Genomic DNA, 15,459 nt, shown 5'->3' on the forward strand with positions numbered 1-15,459 from the left:
CCTCCTCTCGTGCTGTCGGGGAAGGAACGCAGCCGACCTGGTACGAGGTTGCAGCGACTCCCGGACTCCGTGGCCGGAGCGGACATACTCACGACGCACTAAGTGAGAAGCGTCGTCCGGGTTCCGGGCTTCATGCAACCGCGTCGCATCCGGCACCCGTCCTTTTACCTGCTGGGGAACGAGGGGCACGGCAGACCCCTGGCGCCGGTCGAGCCGACCGGTCCCGCAGTCGATGACGCATGCCCGGGTGCTGGCACGGGCCGGAATGGAGCAAGGTTGACGGACAAAATCGCGCCGCACGTCGCAATGGTCGTGGCCAACGACACCGCCAACGACACCCGGGTCCTGAAGGAGGCCGACGCGCTGGCGCGAGCTGGTGTCAGGGTCACGTTGTTCGGGGTGGCGGCCCAGGGACCGGCCACGGTCGAGCGTCTGGACAACGGCGTGCTCCGGGTCCTGGTCGAGGGCCGTTTCGTCCTTCGGGACGAGCGAGCCAGGATCCGAAGGCGCCGGCGGTCCCGGCTGGTGTCCGGCGAGCCGATGGCTGTTCTCGCCGCACGCTCCGCGCGGATCAAGGCACTCCTGGGCGATCTGAAGGCAGAGTCCGGGCACGCGGTTCGGCTGCGGAGAGCCGGGCAGGTCGGCACCATGACGTTCAAGGCCGGTGTTGCCCGCCGGCTGCTCGCACAGCAGCGCTTGCGGCTCGCCCAGTTGAGTGTGCGGACCCAGACGAAACTCGCCCGGCAGCAGGCGCGCTGGGCCAAGCGGGCCTGGGGGAAGTGGGACACGCGCATCGCTCGTGACTGTCGCAGAGTCAGCTGGCGGGCCGAGATCCCGGAGACCTACGACTACGAGGCGATGCTGGGGCCGGTGCTGGACCGGATCGAGCCGGCCGCGATCCACGCGCACGACATGCACATCATCGGCGTCGCGGCCCGCGCCGCGGGGCGGGCCGTGCTGCGCGGCCGCGAGGTCAAGACCGTGTACGACGCCCACGAGTACGTGCCCGGACTCTCGCAGTACGGCGGGCGGACGCCGCGCTTCATCGCGGCCTGGGCGGACCACGAGCTGGAGTACATCCGGCACATGGACCGGGTGATCACCGTCAGCCCGGCGATCGCGCAGACCCTGCGGAAGAGATACGGCCTGCCGATGGAACCCGCGGTGGTGATGAACAGCCCGCGGCTGGCCGGCGACAGCCGTACCGCCGCCGACGTGATCGGCATCCGGGAGCGCATCGGCCTGCCGGACGAGACGCCGCTGATGGTGTACTCCGGCGGCATCACCCGGGCCCGTGGAGTCGAGACCGCGATCGAGGCGTTGCCGGAGTTGCCGGACGTCCACCTCGCCGTCGTCTGCGTACCGACGGTCGCGATGCGCTCGGTGGAGGCGCTGCGGAAGCTGGCGGCGAAGATCGGTGTCGAGGATCGCGTGCACTACCTCGAACCGGTGGCGCCGGCGGATGTGGTGCCCTTCCTGCGGACGGCGGACATCGGCCTGATCCCGATCCTGCGGTTCCCCAGTCACGAGATGGCGCTGCCGAACAAGGTCTTCGAGTACGTCTTCGCGGGCTTGCCGGTGGTGACGAGTGACATGCCGAGCCTGCACGATTTCGTCGGCCGGACCGGAATCGGTGAGGTCTTCGAGGTCGAGGATCCCTACGACCTGGCGGTCGCCGTACGGCAGGTGCTGGCCACACCCGCGGCGTACCGCGAGGCCGTGTCCCAGCCGGAGCTCCTCCGGGAGGTGTCGTGGGAGTCGCAGTCAGACCGCCTCCGGGCGCTGTACGCCGACCTCCTCGGGATGGACCTCGATCCGTCCGTTGATGCCGAAGACGATCAGTGGGAGAAGGAGATCCGCGCCGCCCTCGGCGTGTGACAGGCCAGATGGAACCAGGAGAAGACATGCGTATCGGTACCGGCCTGCGGGTGGTGATGGTGGTCGCCGACGACGTCACCCGCGACACCCGCGTCCGCACGGAGGCCTCGGCGCTGGCGGTGACCGGAGCGCAGGTGACCGTGCTCGGTGTCGCAGCCAACGGCCTGCCGTCGAAGGAGGTGATCGGGGGAGCGATGATCGTCCGCGTGGCGGTGCCGTACGAGCTGCGCGCGCAGCGCGACCGCAGCCGCAAGGCACGGCGGGACTGGCGCCCGCCACTGGCCGGCTACCGGCACGGCTCGACGTACGCCGCCCGCGTCCGGCGGATCCGTGCCGGGCTGATGGAGGTCAAGGCAGACTCGGGCGCCGCGATCGGGCGGGCCAGGCCCGGTCCGGTCAACCTGCTGAAGTTCAAGGCCGGCGTCGCGGCTCGGCTGCTCCGCAGGGCACGCTGGCAGGCCGCACAGCGGGCGGCCCTGGTGCGCAAGCGTGCCGGCACCGCGGCCGACAGGTCGTTCAAGTCCGGCTGGCGCGCGTACGACGGCCTGGCGCGCCGGCTGCCCTGGCCTGCGCGGTGGCGCACGCTCCATCCGGAGGCGTTCGACCTGGAGACGGCGTTCGGTGAACTGATCGATCGCCTGGAGCCGGACGTCGTCCACGCGCACACCGTGCAGGTGATCGGTGTCGCCGTCCGCGCCGCCGGTCGCGCGAAGCTCCGTGGCCGCAGCCTCACGGTGGTGTACGACGCCCACGAGGACGTCGCCGGGGGCCCCGGCACTCGGCGTTCCGTCGTGGCCTGGGCGAACCACGAGGCGGAGTACATCGGGGCCGCCGACGGGGTGATCACCGCAAGCCCGGCGATCGCCACCCGGCTGCAGCGCGAGCACCGGCTGCAGCGCGAGCCGACGGTCGTGATGGACACTCCCGATCCGGCCGCGGTGTCGATCGAGGCGCCGGACGTCTCGTGGTCCGGGCAGGCGGCCAAGCTGCGTGCGCTGTACGCCGAGTTGACCGGCCGGCGGCTCGAAGTCGCCGGCCAAGGCCCTGAGAAGACCGGCCGGCGTCTGTTGATCGGGCCGTTGAACAGCGCCGGCCAGGCCTACCAGTGGGCGACCGCGGCCGAGCGCAACCTGAAGGGCGTCACGGCGGAGTCGCTGTCCATCCGCAGTGCCGTGTTCCGCTTTCCGGTGCACTACACCGCGACCGAGGAGCAGTACCGCTCCGACCTGCGGTGGCAACTGGAGCTGACCGACCATGTACTCCGCGACGTCACCCACGTGATCTTCGAGGCAGGGCGGACGATGTTCGGGGCGGTTCGCGGTCAGGTGTGGACCGCCGAAGTACCGACCCTCGACCAGGCTGGGATCAGACACGCCGTACTGTTCCACGGCTCGGAGATCCGGGACCCCGCGCTGCACCGGGCGCGCCATCCCCACTCGCCGTTCCGGGACCCGGACGACGAGCTGACCCGGCGGCTGCAGACGACGAACGACATGCTCCGCGGCCACCTGCAGGACTACCAAGGGCCGGTCTTCGTCTCCACGCCGGACCTGCTGGAGTACGTCGACAACGGCATCTGGCTCCCGCTGGCGCTCGACGTTGAGGGATTCGCAGCGAACCGTCCGGTGCTCGAACGCAAGGTGCCGGTGGTCCTGCACGCCCCCACCTCGGGCCCGCTCAAGGGCTCGTCGTACGTCGATCCGGTGCTGGCCGGCCTGGACGCGCAGGGGCTGATCAAGTACCAGCGGGTGCAGAACGTCGCGCACGCGGAACTCACCGAGATGGTGCGGAACGCCGACATCGTCGTCGAGCAGCTGCTGCTCGGCCTGTACGGCGTCTCCGCGTGTGAAGCGATGGCGGCCGGTCGAGTCACCGTCGGCTACGTCCCGGACCGGATCCGGGAGCTGCTGCCGGCGGAGCTGCCGATCGTGGAGGCGACGCCGGACGGCCTGGCCGAGGTGATCGAGCGGCTGGTCCACGAACGTGAAGAGGCCCGGAAGATCGCTGACGCCGGTCCGCGCTATGTCCGCGACCTGCACGACGGACGCAGGTCGGCCGAGGCGCTGCTGCCGTTCCTGAACGGCGAGCTCGCGTAACACAATCGTTCCGGGCACCGTTGGAGGTCTGCCCCCGGGGTTCGCGACGAGGGTCTTTGACAACGGTGGGAGGATGCCTTCTATGGCGATGACAGCACAGGTGAAGTCCGAGTTGACCAGCATCCAGGTCACGAAACCCTGTTGCCGCAAGGCCGAGGTGTCGTCCGTGCTGCGCTTCGCGGGAGGACTGCACCTGGTCTCGGGCCGGATCGTTGTGGAGGCCGAGCTGGACAGCGGCGCGGCCGCGCGCCGGCTGCGCAAGGACATCGCCGAGATCTTCGGGCACCCGTCGGACGTGGTGGTGATCTCCCCGTCCGGAATCCGGAAGCAGACCAAGTACGTCGTACGGGTCGTGCGTGACGGTGATGCGCTGGCTCGCCAGACCGGGCTGGTCGACAACCGTGGCCGTCCGGTGCGTGGCCTGCCGCCGGCCGTGGTGTCGGGTGCTTCCTGCGACGCGGTGGCTGCCTGGCGTGGTGCGTTCCTGGCCCACGGTTCGCTGACCGAGCCCGGCCGCTCGTCCTCGCTCGAGGTGACCTGCCCGGGCCCGGAGGCTGCGTTGGCGCTGGTCGGGGCTGCGCGTCGGCTGGGGATCGGTTCCAAGGCTCGTGAGGTGCGGAACGTCGACCGCGTGGTGATCCGCGACGGTGACGCGATCGGCGCCTTGCTGACCCGCCTGGGTGCGCACGAGTCGGTGCTGGCCTGGGAAGAGCGCCGGATGCGTCGCGAGGTCCGTGCGACCGCGAACCGGCTCGCGAACTTCGACGACGCAAACCTGCGTCGTTCAGCGCGTGCTGCGGTGGCGGCCGGTGCCCGCGTCGAGCGTGCGCTGGAGATCCTGGGCGACGACGTACCGGATCACCTGCAGGTCGCCGGCAAGCTGCGGCTGGAGCACAAGCAGGCCAGCCTCGAAGAGCTCGGCCAGCTGCACGAGCCGGCTCTCACTAAGGACGCCGTCGCGGGCCGCATCCGCCGCCTGCTGGCGATGGCCGACAAGCGCGCCAGCGACCTCGGCATCCCGAACACCGAGGCCAACCTCACGCCGGAGATGCTCGACCCGGCCTGATCTGCTCACCACCGCGTCAACTGGTATTCACCGGAAGACCCCGGGAGGTTCCCGGGGTCTTCGCACGTCTGGCTGGTCTGGACCACGGATGACCCGCGTCCTGCGGTGGTCTGCTGTGGATAGCACCAGTTGGCCGAGTGGGCGGTTGGGCTAATGTTCGGGGTGAAGAGCAGTGCTGGAACGCTAGTTCGAGGAGACGTAGTCCCGTGACCGTACGCGTAGGTATCAACGGCTTCGGCCGGATCGGCCGTAACTTCTTCCGCGCCGTGCAGGCGTCCGGTGCCGACATCGAGGTCGTCGCCGTCAACGACTTGACCGACAACCAGACGCTGGCCCACCTGCTCAAGTACGACTCGATCCTGGGCCGTTTCCCCGGTGAGGTCTCCGCGACCGACACCGACATCTCGGTCGGCGACCACACCTTCAAGGCGTTCGCCGAGCGCGACCCCGCGAACCTGAAGTGGTCCGACGTCGGCGCCGACGTCGTGATCGAGTCGACCGGCTTCTTCACCGACGCCACCAAGGCCAAGACGCACGCCGACAACGGCGCCAAGAAGGTCATCATCTCCGCCCCGGCGAAGAACGAGGACCTGACGATCGTGATGGGCGTCAACCACGAGCTGTACGACGCCGAGAAGCACACCGTCATCTCGAACGCGTCCTGCACCACCAACTGCCTCGCCCCGATGGCCAAGGCCATCCACGACGAGTTCGTCATCCAGCAGGGCCTGATGACCACGGTGCACGCCTACACCCAGGACCAGAACCTGCAGGACGGCCCGCACTCCGACCTGCGTCGCGCCCGCGCCGCGGCGATCAACGTCGTCCCGACCTCGACCGGTGCCGCCAAGGCGATCGGCCTGGTCCTGCCGGAGCTCAAGAGCAAGCTGGACGGCTACGCGCTGCGCGTCCCGGTGCCGACCGGTTCTGCCACCGACCTGACCGTCAACGTCGGCCGTGAGACCACGGTCGAAGAGGTCAACGCCGCCGTCAAGGCTGCCGCCGAGGGTGCGCTCAAGGGCTACCTGCGCTACACCGAGGACCCGATCGTGTCGAGCGACATCGTCACCGACCCGGCGTCCTGCATCTTCGACGCCGGCCTGACCAAGGTCCTGGGCAACCAGGTCAAGGTCGTCGGCTGGTACGACAACGAGTGGGGTTACTCCAACCGCCTCGTCGACCTGGTCAACTACGTCGGCGCCTCGCTCTGACGTTTCTTCCCAGCATGCGCTCGAGGGTGACCCTGGTGTCCTCCTTCGGGCGCATGCCTGTTTCGTAGACAGGAACCCTGCACTGTGAAGACGATTGACGACCTCGGAGATGTCGCGGGCCTCCGCGTCCTCGTGCGCTCCGACCTGAACGTGCCGATCAAGGACGAGGTGATCGGCGACGACGGCCGCATCCGCGCCTCGCTGCCGACCCTGGTCAAGCTGGCCAAGGCCGGCGCCAAGGTGATCGTGACCGCGCACCTCGGCCGCCCCAAGGGCGAGCCGAACCCGGCCTACACGCTGGCCCCGGTGGCAAAGCGGCTCGGTGAACTGCTGCAGCCCGAGGGCATCACGGTGCACTTCGCCGCCGATGTCACCGGCGACGCGGCCCAGGCCGCCGTACAGGATCTGGACGAGGGTGAGGTCCTGCTGCTCGAGAACGTCCGGTACGACGCCCGCGAGGAGAGCAAGGACGAGGCGCAGCGCGACCAGTTGGCCGACGAGCTCGCGGCCCTGGCCGACGTGTTCGTCAGCGACGGCTTCGGTGTCGTGCACCGCAAGCAGGCCAGCGTGTACGACGTGGCCAGCAAGCTGCCGCACGCGGCCGGTGGACTCGTGCTCGCCGAGGTCGAGGTCCTGAAGAAGCTGACCGAGGACCCCGCCCGCCCGTACGTCGTCGTACTGGGTGGCGCGAAGGTGTCCGACAAGCTCGCGGTGATCGACAACCTGCTGGCCAAGGCCGACAAGCTGCTGATCGGTGGCGGCATGGTCTTCACGTTCCTGAAGGCGCAGGGCCACGAGGTCGGCAAGAGCCTGCTCGAGGAGGACCAGCTCGACGTGGTCCGCGGCTACCTGAAGGAGGCCGGCGACCGGATCGTGCTGCCGACCGACATTGTGGTGGCCCCGGAGTTCAAGGCCGACTCGCCCGCGACCGTCGTGGCCGCGGACGCGATCCCGGCCGACCAGCTCGGTCTGGACATCGGCCCGGACTCGGCCAAGGCGTTCGCCGCCGAGGTCGCCGGCGCGAAGACCGTGTTCTGGAACGGCCCGATGGGCGTCTTCGAGATGGCGGCGTTCGCGGGTGGAACCAAGGCCGTCGCGCAGGCGTTGACCGAGGTGGATGGCCTGAGCGTCGTCGGTGGTGGTGACTCCGCGGCCGCCGTCCGGCAGCTAGGCTTCGCCGACGATGCGTTCGGCCACATCTCCACCGGTGGTGGCGCATCCCTCGAGTACCTGGAGGGCAAGGAGCTCCCGGGACTCGCCGTACTGGAACAGGAGTAGAGCCTCAGATGGCTGTTAATGACGCGGTTGCCCGTACGCCGCTGATGGCGGGCAACTGGAAGATGAACCTCAACCATGTTGAGGCCGTCCACCTGTTGCAGAAGCTGTCGTGGACGCTGCAGGACAAGAAGCACGACTTCGAGCGCGTCGAGGTGGCGGTGCTGCCGCCGTTCACCGACATCCGCAGCGTGCAGACGCTGGTCGACGGTGACCGGATGAAGATCAAGTACGGCGCGCAGGACGTGTCCACCAAGGACGCCGGGGCGTTCACCGGGGAGATCTCGGCCGCGATGCTGAGCAAGCTCGGCTGCACCTACGTGCTGACCGGGCACTCGGAGCGCCGGCAGTACCACGGTGAGGACGACGCGCTGGTCAACGCCAAGACCGCCAAGGCACTCGAGGCGGGCCTGATCCCGATCATGTGCGTGGGTGAGGGTCTGGAGGTCCGCAAGGAGAACGGCCAGGTCGAGCACGTGCTCGCGCAGGTCGACGCCGGGCTGGCCGGTCTGAAGCAGGACGACGTCCGCAAGGTCGTCATCGCCTACGAGCCGGTCTGGGCGATCGGGACCGGCGAGGTCGCGACCCCGGAGGACGCCCAGGAGGTCAACTCGGCGATCCGGGCCCGGATCGAGGAGACGATTTCACCCTCGGTGGCCGACTCGGTACGGATTCTTTACGGCGGATCGGTGAAGATGGCCAGCGCAGGTGGCATCATGGCCCAACCGGATGTCGACGGCTGTCTTGTTGGGGGTGCGAGCCTCCAGGTGGACGAGTTCGCCGGCATCTGCCGTTACCTGGACCTTCAGTTAGGCTACTCCTCGTGATCCTCGCTTTCTCTATCGTCGTGCTCATCTGCAGCCTCATCCTCACGCTGCTCGTGCTGCTGCACAAAGGCCGCGGTGGCGGCCTGTCCGACCTGTTCGGTGGGGGAGTGTCGTCCAGCCTGGGCGGTTCCTCGGTCGCCGAGCGGAACCTGGACCGCATCACGATCGGCGTCGGCCTGATCTGGTTCGCCTCCATCGTCGCGCTCGGCCTGCTCTACAAGCTCGGCTGAGGGGGTAGGGTCCCGTGGCTGGTGGTGGTAGTGCGATTCGTGGCAGCCGGGTCGGTGCCGGCCCGATGGGCGAAGCGGAGCGCGGCGACACCGCGCCCCGGCAGCGTGTCGTCTTCTTCTGTGCCAACGGGCACGAGACGGCGACCGTCTTCGCGGTCGAGGCAGCCGTTCCGGAGGCGTGGGACTGTCCGCGGTGCGGTCTGCCGACCAGCACCGATGTGAACAACCCCCCGCCGCCGACGAAGATCGAGCCCTACAAGACCCACCTGGCCTACGTGAAGGAGCGGCGCTCCGAATCGGAGGCGGCCGAGATCCTCGAAGAGGCTCTGGAGAAGCTCCGCGCGCGGCGTGCCCGCGGCGAAGTCATCTTCTGACCGAACGCACGACAACCCGGATCGACCCACGTGGCCGGTCCGGGTTGTCGCGTTGTGTGCCTGGAATCTGACTGCTTGTAGAGTCGCCGTATGAAGGCTTCGATCGCCCCTGTGCGCTGGACTCCGCCGCCCGCCGACCCCGTCCGGCACCCCACAAGCCTCGCGGTCACGGCCATCGCCGTACCGGGTCATGGGCCTGAGGACGCGCTGATCGACGAGGACGGCAGCGTCCTGACCGGCCTCGAAGACGGCCGCATCTTGCGCGTCTCCGCCGACGGGACCACGATCAGCACGCTCGCTGACACCGGTGGTCGACCGCTCGGCCTGGAGTGGCTGCCTGACGGCAAGGTCCTCGTCTGCGACGCCAACCGCGGCCTGCTCACCGTCGATAAGGACGGCCGTGTCGCGACCCTGCTGACCGAGGTCGACGGTCGTCCGATGCGCTTCTGCAACAACGCCGCCGTCGCCGCCGACGGCACGATCTACTTCAGCGACTCGTCCACCCGGTTCGGCGTCGACAACTGGAAGGGCGACCTGCTCGAGCACTCCGCCACCGGCAGCGTCTACCGCCTGACCCCCGACGGCGCAGTGACCCGCCTCGCCGCCAACCGCGCCTTCCCCAACGGCGTAGCCCTCAGCGCCGACCACCAAACCCTCTACTGGGCCGAGACCGCGACCTACGCCGTCTACAAACTCGACCTCGGTACGCCGGACGCCGAGCCCGCCGTACTGACCCGTGTCCCCGGCCTGCCCGACAACATCTCCAGCGGCTCCGACGGCCTGATCTGGGTCACCATCGGCTCACCCCGCAACGCCCTCCTCGACCTGCTCCTCCCCAAACCACCCATCCTGCGCAAACTCGTCTGGGCCCTCCCCGACGCCCTCCAGCCCAAGCCCGCCGACATCATCGAACTCCAGGCCTACGACGAGTCCGGCACCCTCATCCACGACCTCCGCGGCACCCACCCCGACTTCCGCATGCCCACCGGCGTCCGCGAACGCAACGGCACGGTGTGGATCTCCAGTCTCGGCACCGAATCCCTGGCCACCTTCCCGACCCCCGCGCGTTAGCCGATTTGCCAGGAGCGTTTGGAGAGGCCGTACCAGAAGCCGTCGATGACGGATTCGGCGGTGGAGAGGTCGTGGGCGGCGGCTCCTAGGGTGACGAAGAGTGGGGCGAAGTGCTCGGTGCGGGGGTGGGCGATCGTGGCGGCGGGTGCTTTGTGGAGGAAGTCGATGAGGGCGTCGACGTCTTGGGACTGCAGGGCGCGGCGGGTCCAGTCGTCGAACTCGATCGACCAGTTCGGTGCGGGGGCGTCGGAGCCGGCGGCGAAGTTCATGGCGCGCAGGTTGTGGGTGGTGAAGCCGCTGCCGATGATCAGGACGCCTTGGTCGCGCAGGGGCGCGAGTTTCCGGCCGATGCGGAAGAGTTCGGTCGGGTCGAGGGTCGGCATCGACACCTGCAGCACCGGTACGTCGGCCTCCGGGTACATCTCCTTGAGTGGAACGTAGGCGCCGTGGTCGAGACCGCGGGTCGGGTCGTCGTAGATCGGCGTACCGGGGGAGTGCAGCAGTTTGCGGACCTGGTCGGCGAGCTGTGGGGCGCCGGGAGCGGCGTACTGGACCTGGTAGTAGCGCTCGGGGAAGCCGCCGAAGTCGTAGAGGAGCGGCACGGTCTCGGTCGCGGCGAGGGTGAGTGGGGCGGCCTCCCAGTGCGCGGAGACGATCAGGATCGCGGTCGGGCGCTCGAGTCCGGCCGAGACGTCGGCCAGCTCGGCGGTCCAGCGGCGGTCGTCGGCGAGCGGGGGTGCACCGTGGCTCAGGTACAGCACAGGAGTGGTCATGTCAGGTGTCAATGTGGTTGAACACTCAATCTATTCCCGGCTCGGTAGGGTGCGGGTATGCGATTCGGGATCACGATCCTGCCGGAGTACCGGTGGAAGGAAGCAGAGCGGCGCTGGCGGCGGGCGGAGGAGCTCGGGTTCGACCATGCCTGGACCTACGACCACCTGACCTGGGGAGGGTTGCAGGACTCACCCTGGTACGGGACGACGCCGACGCTGACCGCGGCCGCGCTGGCGACCTCGACGATCAAGCTCGGCACCTTCGTCACCTCACCGAACTTCCGGCACCCGCTCGCGTTGACCCGCGAGATCCTTGCCCTGGACGACATCTCCGACGGCCGCTTCCTCTGCGGCATCGGCGCCGGCGGCGGGATCGACACCACGATCCAGGGCGGCCCGGAGCTCGGTCCGCGGGAGAAGGTCGACCGGCTTACCGAGTTCGTCGAGCTGCTGGACACCCTGCTGACCACCGACGGCGTCGACTACAAGGGTGAGTACTTCGAGGTCCGCAACGGCCGGACGCTCCCTGGCTGCATCCAGCAGCCGCGCGTTCCGTTCGTGATGGCCGCCAACGGCCCGCGTTCACTTCGCCTTGCCGCCAAGTACGGCGCGGGCTGGGTCACCACCGGCGGTCGCGCCGACGACCTCGACGGCTGGTTCAAGACCGTTGCAGACCTGACCCACCGCCTCGACGACACCCTGGCGGCCGCGGGGGAGGACCGCCCGTTCGACCGCTACCTCTCCCTCGACAACAGCCTCTACGCCCTCACCAGCGTCGCCGCCTTCGAAGACCTCACCGGCCGCGCCGCTGCGCTCGGCTTCACCGACGTCATCACCCACTGGCCGCGTGCCGAAGGCATCTATGCCGGTAGCGAGGACGTGCTGGAGCAGGTCGCCGCCGAGGTCATTCCCCGCTTCCGTTAGGCATCGATCGCCGGACCCAGGTCGGAACGGCGTACCAGAAGATCACGAACCAGAGCAGGACGAAGGCGGCGATCAGGATCGCGATCGGGCGGGACACCACGACGTCGATCGCGAGCAGCACGCCGCCGGTCATCGCGAGCACCAGGAAGGCGAGGCCGGCGATCGCCATCCGGCTCGCGATCGGGAGCATTCGGTCGCGCAGTTTGTGCCGGTAGATGATGCGGTGGAAGGACACCGGCGCAAGGAACAGACCGACCGCGAGCGCGGAGGCGATCAGCGTCACGGCGTACACGTGATGGGTGAACGCGTCCGCATTCTGGAACGCGCCTTGGAATGCGATGCTGAGCAGGAACGCGAACAGGATCTGCGTGCCGGTCTGCGCCAGCCGGAGCTCCTGGAGCAGCTCACCCCATTGCCGGTCGAGTCGCTCACCGGCGTCTTCCTCGGGGCGGCTGTATCGCTCGTGCTCGGTCATCGTGGTCCATTGTCGCAATACCCGCCGCGGACAAGGAAAGGGCCACACACCCGAAGGTGTGTGGCCCAATCTTTCAGTTTCGAGAAGAGCTGATCCGAAGATCAGATCGGGCGGATGTTCTCCGCCTGAAGGCCCTTCTGGCCCTGGGTGATCTCGAACTCGACGCGCTGGTTCTCGTCCAGCGAGCGGAAGCCCGAGGTCTGGATGGCCGAGTAGTGCGCGAACACGTCCGCGCCACCGTCATCCGGGGTGATGAAGCCGAAGCCCTTGTCAGCGTTGAACCACTTGACAGTACCGACAGCCATTGTTGTCTATCTCCTTGATGGCTTGTAACAAGACGCGATCCACACCTCATGGACCGCGTGTCGCCGAAAGGCCCCAGACGACGAAACCGGCCGTACAGCACAGCGAAAGTCAGTGGGAGTCCAAAACTGCAACGCGATAACTGTAGCCGATCTGGGGCCGCGGGGAAGGGGTGATCGAGAACACGTGTCGCTGATTGTCGCCGGTTGCCACGCTCCGTGGTCACACGAATTCGCCGTCCGGGCGCTCGCGACACCCCGGTACGGCGGGGTAATCCCGCGCCGACCTGCTGATTCGTGCCCCGGAGCGGGGTGGAAGCGATGGCAACGTGAGACAAAGTGGCCGGTACGGCGGGTAATGGGCGCGCGTTCCTGATCGAATTTTCCGGCGTGTCGCGCGACTCTGGACATTCGTTGCGCGGCACGCAATCGTGGTGGGCCCACCGCCCCGAGGAGTGCACTTGATCGTCACCGTGACCCGTAGTGGAGGGTTTGCCGGGCTCGTTGCCCAGGGCTCGCTCGACACCAGTACCGAGCCCGATGCCGAGCAGTTGGAGGCCGCCGTACGGGCTCTGACTGGCGCGGACCTCGGGACCGGCCGGCCGCAGCCGGATCGGTACGTGTACCGGCTGGAGGTGCGCGCGGCCCAGGACGGGGACGCGACGCACCACACAGTCGCCGAGCAGGACCTGGACGAGTCCACGGCTTGGCTGCTCGAGCGCATCCTCAGCTAGCGCCTCAGGCTCAGCGCCAGGCGATCTCCGGTGCCCGGTAGAAGTTGACGCTCAGCGCGTCCCAGCGCGAGCCCTGGCCGGCCAGCCGGTCCTTGTACGCCGTCCAGTTGAGCGCGGACGGCTGTGACCACCCGAGCTCGGCGATCCCGGGCAGCCGCGGGAATGCCATGAACTCGACCTTGTCGATGTCGTCCAGCGTCTCCGACCACACCGGCGCCTCGACCCCGGCCACCGCACTGGCAGGCAGGTTGGGGATCAGGGTCGACGGGTTCCAGTTGTAGGCCTTCTCGACGCTGACCAGGCCCGCCCACGACAGGCCGTACGGGGTGTCCTTGTTGTACTTCATGTCGAGGTAGGCGCGGTTGGCCGGCGACATGACCACCGTGGCGCCCTTGGTCGCCGCCAGGCGCGCGAGGTCCCGCGACGCGGTGTCGTCGGTACCCCAATACTGCACGATGCTCCCGGCCGGGAGAGCGGTATCTCCGATCTCGTGCCAGCCCATCACCCGCTTGCCCGTGCCGGCGACGATCGTCGAAGTCTTGTTGAGGAAGGTCACATAGTCCGCGTGCGGCGTGGAGTGCGCCTCGTCGCCGCCGAGGTGGACGATGTCGCCGGGCGTCTGCGCGGCGATCTCGCTGAACACGTCGCTGAGGAACGAGTAGGTGACGGCCTTCCCGACGCACAGCGAGCTGAATCCGACGTTGGTCCCGGTGTAGAGCGCCGGGGCGACCCCGTTGCAGTTCAGATCCGCGTACGACGCCAGCGCGGCGTTCGTGTGACCAGGCGTGTCGATCTCCGGGATCACAGTGAGATACCGCTCTCCGGCGTACCGGACGATCTCGGCGAAGTCGGCCTTCGTGTAGTAGCCGCCCGGCGTACCGCCGACCTCCAGGCTGCCCCCGTACGTCGCCAGTCGCGGCCAGCTGTCGATCTGCAGTCGCCAGCCCTGGTCGTCGGCCAGATGCAGGTGCAGCTTGTTGAGCTTGTAGAGCGAAGCGAGGTCGATGTACCGCTTGACCTCCGCGACCGAGAAGAAGTGCCGGGAGACGTCGAGCATCGTGCCGCGGTAGGCGTAGCGCGGTGAGTCGGAGATCGCGGTCCCGGCGATCGTCCACGGACCGGACTGGGTCGTGGAAGCGTCCGCCTTGGCGGGCAGGAGCTGCCGCAAGGTGGTGACGCCGCGGAACAGACCCTCCGGCGTGGCTGCGGTGACGGTGACGGCCGTGCGGTCGACCCGGAGCTGGTAGCCCTCAGCGCCGAGGGAGCTTGCGCCGTCGGTCGAGAGCCGGATGGCGCCGGTGTTGGCGAGTGGGACAGCGAAGCCGGTCGAGCGCCGCAGCTGGGCGGACAGCTGCTCGGCCACCTTGGTGGCAGCGGCGCGTTCGTCCGCGCTCGCGACGACGCTGACGGCTGTCGACGACTGCAGCGTGAACGTCTCACCAGCGAGGGTCTGCTGGGAGACGGGCTTCGGGATCAGGGCGGGCGCCGGTGCTGCCGCGGCCGCGGGGGAGAGTGCGAACAGGGGAGTTGCCAACAGGGCGGCGGTCATCAGACCGATCAGAGGACGACGGGGGCGGAGTAGTCGCTTCATGACCGTAAGTGTTCGGGCAAGCACTCTCCCCGTCAACGCTTTGCAACTACCCGGGGTGATCTCATTGACCGGTCAAGCAGGCGTGTCGAAAGGTGCGAACTGTCCCATCGACCTGTCATCGTAGGCGGCCGGGCCTTCTGACCAGAGGGGCCCGGTAGGTCCTGCCCCGACAAGGGCAGGCTGTCGAAGAGAACGAAGCTGGAGGACAGATGACGCAGGTGGCAGAGCAGCCGGGCAGTACTGCCGGGCGGCTCGGCTCGGTGGTTCTGGATTGCCCGGACCCGCTGGAGCTCGCCCAGTTCTACTCGGCGCTGCTGGGGCTGGATGTCGACGAGAACGGTGACGACGACTGGCGGAGCCTGACCGGCCCCGGGTCGTCGCTCGGTTTCTCGACCCTGGCCTTCCGGCGCTCGGAGGAGTACTTGCCGGCCACGTGGCCCGGCACCGACGCGCAGGATCTCCACCTCGACCTCATCGTCGAGGATCTTTCCAGCGGCCACGCCACCGTGGTCGCGCTCGGAGCGGAGCCGCTGGACCCGCTCGACCCCCCTCCGGCCGACAATGCGCGCGGCTGGCGGATCTACGCCGACCCGGCGGGACACCCGTTCCGGATCTGCCTCGAATAACTCTCC

Annotated in this window: 16 protein-coding genes; 12 read left to right on the forward strand and 4 right to left on the reverse strand. The window is 68.5% G+C overall.

Annotated features, from left to right (window positions below; translation table 11 throughout):
- The first annotated feature begins 276 nt into the window (after positions 1–276).
- The 9 genes from ACIA49_RS36930 to ACIA49_RS36970 all read left to right on the forward strand — a co-directional run bounded on the left by ACIA49_RS36930 (position 277) and on the right by ACIA49_RS36970 (position 10,028).
- Positions 277–1,878 (forward strand): glycosyltransferase family 4 protein, encoded by a 1,602-nt coding sequence (locus ACIA49_RS36930; protein WP_396382928.1) that lies wholly within the window; start codon positions 277–279, stop codon positions 1,876–1,878.
- A 26-nt stretch (positions 1,879–1,904) separates the two neighbouring features.
- Positions 1,905–3,974 (forward strand): glycosyltransferase, encoded by a 2,070-nt coding sequence (locus ACIA49_RS36935; RefSeq protein ID WP_396382929.1) that lies wholly within the window; start codon positions 1,905–1,907, stop codon positions 3,972–3,974.
- Between the two features lie 82 nt (positions 3,975–4,056).
- Positions 4,057–5,040 (forward strand): DNA-binding protein WhiA, encoded by a 984-nt coding sequence (gene whiA / locus ACIA49_RS36940; protein WP_171673147.1) that lies wholly within the window; start codon positions 4,057–4,059, stop codon positions 5,038–5,040.
- Between the two features lie 206 nt (positions 5,041–5,246).
- A complete protein-coding gene (gene gap / locus ACIA49_RS36945) occupies positions 5,247–6,251 on the forward strand; it encodes a type I glyceraldehyde-3-phosphate dehydrogenase (RefSeq protein WP_396382930.1) in 1,005 nt (334 codons plus the stop codon).
- Positions 6,252–6,335: 84 nt separating this feature from the next.
- Positions 6,336–7,529, forward strand: coding sequence for a phosphoglycerate kinase (locus tag ACIA49_RS36950; protein WP_396382931.1), 1,194 nt, complete (start codon positions 6,336–6,338; stop codon positions 7,527–7,529).
- Positions 7,530–7,537: 8 nt separating this feature from the next.
- Positions 7,538–8,353: a triose-phosphate isomerase gene (gene tpiA, locus ACIA49_RS36955; RefSeq protein ID WP_396382932.1), complete on the forward strand. Its 816-nt coding sequence runs from the start codon at positions 7,538–7,540 to the stop codon at positions 8,351–8,353.
- Positions 8,350–8,583: a preprotein translocase subunit SecG gene (gene secG / locus ACIA49_RS36960; RefSeq protein ID WP_132169095.1), complete on the forward strand. Its 234-nt coding sequence runs from the start codon at positions 8,350–8,352 to the stop codon at positions 8,581–8,583. The genes tpiA and secG overlap by 4 nt, the downstream gene beginning before the upstream one ends.
- Before the next feature lie 14 nt (positions 8,584–8,597).
- Positions 8,598–8,957 carry an RNA polymerase-binding protein RbpA gene (locus ACIA49_RS36965; protein WP_391544465.1) on the forward strand — a complete coding sequence of 120 codons (360 nt, stop codon included), beginning with the start codon at positions 8,598–8,600 and terminating at the stop codon, positions 8,955–8,957.
- A gap of 90 nt (positions 8,958–9,047) precedes the next feature.
- The gene (locus ACIA49_RS36970; protein WP_396382933.1) at positions 9,048–10,028 is read left to right on the forward strand and encodes an SMP-30/gluconolactonase/LRE family protein; all 981 of its coding nucleotides are present in this window, start codon (positions 9,048–9,050) and stop codon (positions 10,026–10,028) included.
- Here the strand turns inward: ACIA49_RS36970 and ACIA49_RS36975 are convergent.
- Positions 10,025–10,801: a dioxygenase gene (locus ACIA49_RS36975; RefSeq protein ID WP_396382934.1), complete on the reverse strand. Its 777-nt coding sequence runs from the start codon at positions 10,799–10,801 to the stop codon at positions 10,025–10,027. The two genes, ACIA49_RS36970 and ACIA49_RS36975, sit on opposite strands and share 4 nt — an antisense overlap.
- A 57-nt stretch (positions 10,802–10,858) precedes the next feature.
- Here ACIA49_RS36975 and ACIA49_RS36980 point away from each other — a divergent pair, with 57 nt between their 5' ends.
- Positions 10,859–11,725, forward strand: coding sequence for an LLM class flavin-dependent oxidoreductase (locus ACIA49_RS36980; protein WP_396382935.1), 867 nt, complete (start codon positions 10,859–10,861; stop codon positions 11,723–11,725).
- Here the strand turns inward: ACIA49_RS36980 and ACIA49_RS36985 are convergent.
- The gene (locus tag ACIA49_RS36985; RefSeq protein ID WP_396382936.1) at positions 11,706–12,200 is read right to left on the reverse strand and encodes a DUF6328 family protein; all 495 of its coding nucleotides are present in this window, start codon (positions 12,198–12,200) and stop codon (positions 11,706–11,708) included. The two genes, ACIA49_RS36980 and ACIA49_RS36985, sit on opposite strands and share 20 nt — an antisense overlap.
- 101 nt (positions 12,201–12,301) lie before the next feature.
- Positions 12,302–12,505: a cold-shock protein gene (locus ACIA49_RS36990; protein ID WP_012921273.1), complete on the reverse strand. Its 204-nt coding sequence runs from the start codon at positions 12,503–12,505 to the stop codon at positions 12,302–12,304.
- A 452-nt stretch (positions 12,506–12,957) separates the two neighbouring features.
- Between ACIA49_RS36990 and ACIA49_RS36995 the strand changes: the two genes are divergently transcribed.
- Entirely contained in the window at positions 12,958–13,236 is a 279-nt protein-coding gene (locus tag ACIA49_RS36995; RefSeq protein ID WP_396382937.1) for a protealysin inhibitor emfourin, read from the forward strand.
- A 10-nt stretch (positions 13,237–13,246) separates the two neighbouring features.
- Here the strand turns inward: ACIA49_RS36995 and ACIA49_RS37000 are convergent, their stop codons facing one another.
- Positions 13,247–14,827 (reverse strand): beta-N-acetylhexosaminidase, encoded by a 1,581-nt coding sequence (locus ACIA49_RS37000; protein WP_396382938.1) that lies wholly within the window; start codon positions 14,825–14,827, stop codon positions 13,247–13,249.
- Between the two features lie 209 nt (positions 14,828–15,036).
- Between ACIA49_RS37000 and ACIA49_RS37005 the strand changes: the two genes are divergently transcribed.
- Positions 15,037–15,453, forward strand: a complete 417-nt coding sequence (locus ACIA49_RS37005) for a VOC family protein (RefSeq protein ID WP_376032510.1) — start codon at positions 15,037–15,039, stop codon at positions 15,451–15,453.
- Positions 15,454–15,459: the final 6 nt, after the last annotated feature.

The sequence above is a fragment of the Kribbella sp. NPDC051587 genome, from assembly GCF_044453945.1.
GTDB lineage: Bacteria > Actinomycetota > Actinomycetes > Propionibacteriales > Kribbellaceae > Kribbella.

What these genes read in the sequence shown, in the direction of transcription:
- ACIA49_RS36935 (WP_396382929.1), top strand. Translation starts at nt 1,905, where the DNA reads ATGCGTATCGGTACCGGCCTGCGGGTGGTGATGGTGGTCGCCGACGAC.
- whiA (WP_171673147.1), top strand. Translation starts at nt 4,057, where the DNA reads ATGGCGATGACAGCACAGGTGAAGTCCGAGTTGACCAGCATCCAGGTC.
- tpiA (WP_396382932.1), top strand. Translation starts at nt 7,538, where the DNA reads ATGGCTGTTAATGACGCGGTTGCCCGTACGCCGCTGATGGCGGGCAAC.
- ACIA49_RS36970 (WP_396382933.1), top strand. Translation starts at nt 9,048, where the DNA reads ATGAAGGCTTCGATCGCCCCTGTGCGCTGGACTCCGCCGCCCGCCGAC.
- ACIA49_RS36975 (WP_396382934.1), bottom strand. Translation starts at nt 10,801, where the DNA reads ATGACCACTCCTGTGCTGTACCTGAGCCACGGTGCACCCCCGCTCGCC.
- ACIA49_RS36980 (WP_396382935.1), top strand. Translation starts at nt 10,859, where the DNA reads ATGCGATTCGGGATCACGATCCTGCCGGAGTACCGGTGGAAGGAAGCA.
- ACIA49_RS36985 (WP_396382936.1), bottom strand. Translation starts at nt 12,200, where the DNA reads ATGACCGAGCACGAGCGATACAGCCGCCCCGAGGAAGACGCCGGTGAG.
- ACIA49_RS36990 (WP_012921273.1), bottom strand. Translation starts at nt 12,505, where the DNA reads ATGGCTGTCGGTACTGTCAAGTGGTTCAACGCTGACAAGGGCTTCGGC.
- ACIA49_RS37000 (WP_396382938.1), bottom strand. Translation starts at nt 14,827, where the DNA reads ATGAAGCGACTACTCCGCCCCCGTCGTCCTCTGATCGGTCTGATGACC.
- ACIA49_RS37005 (WP_376032510.1), top strand. Translation starts at nt 15,037, where the DNA reads ATGACGCAGGTGGCAGAGCAGCCGGGCAGTACTGCCGGGCGGCTCGGC.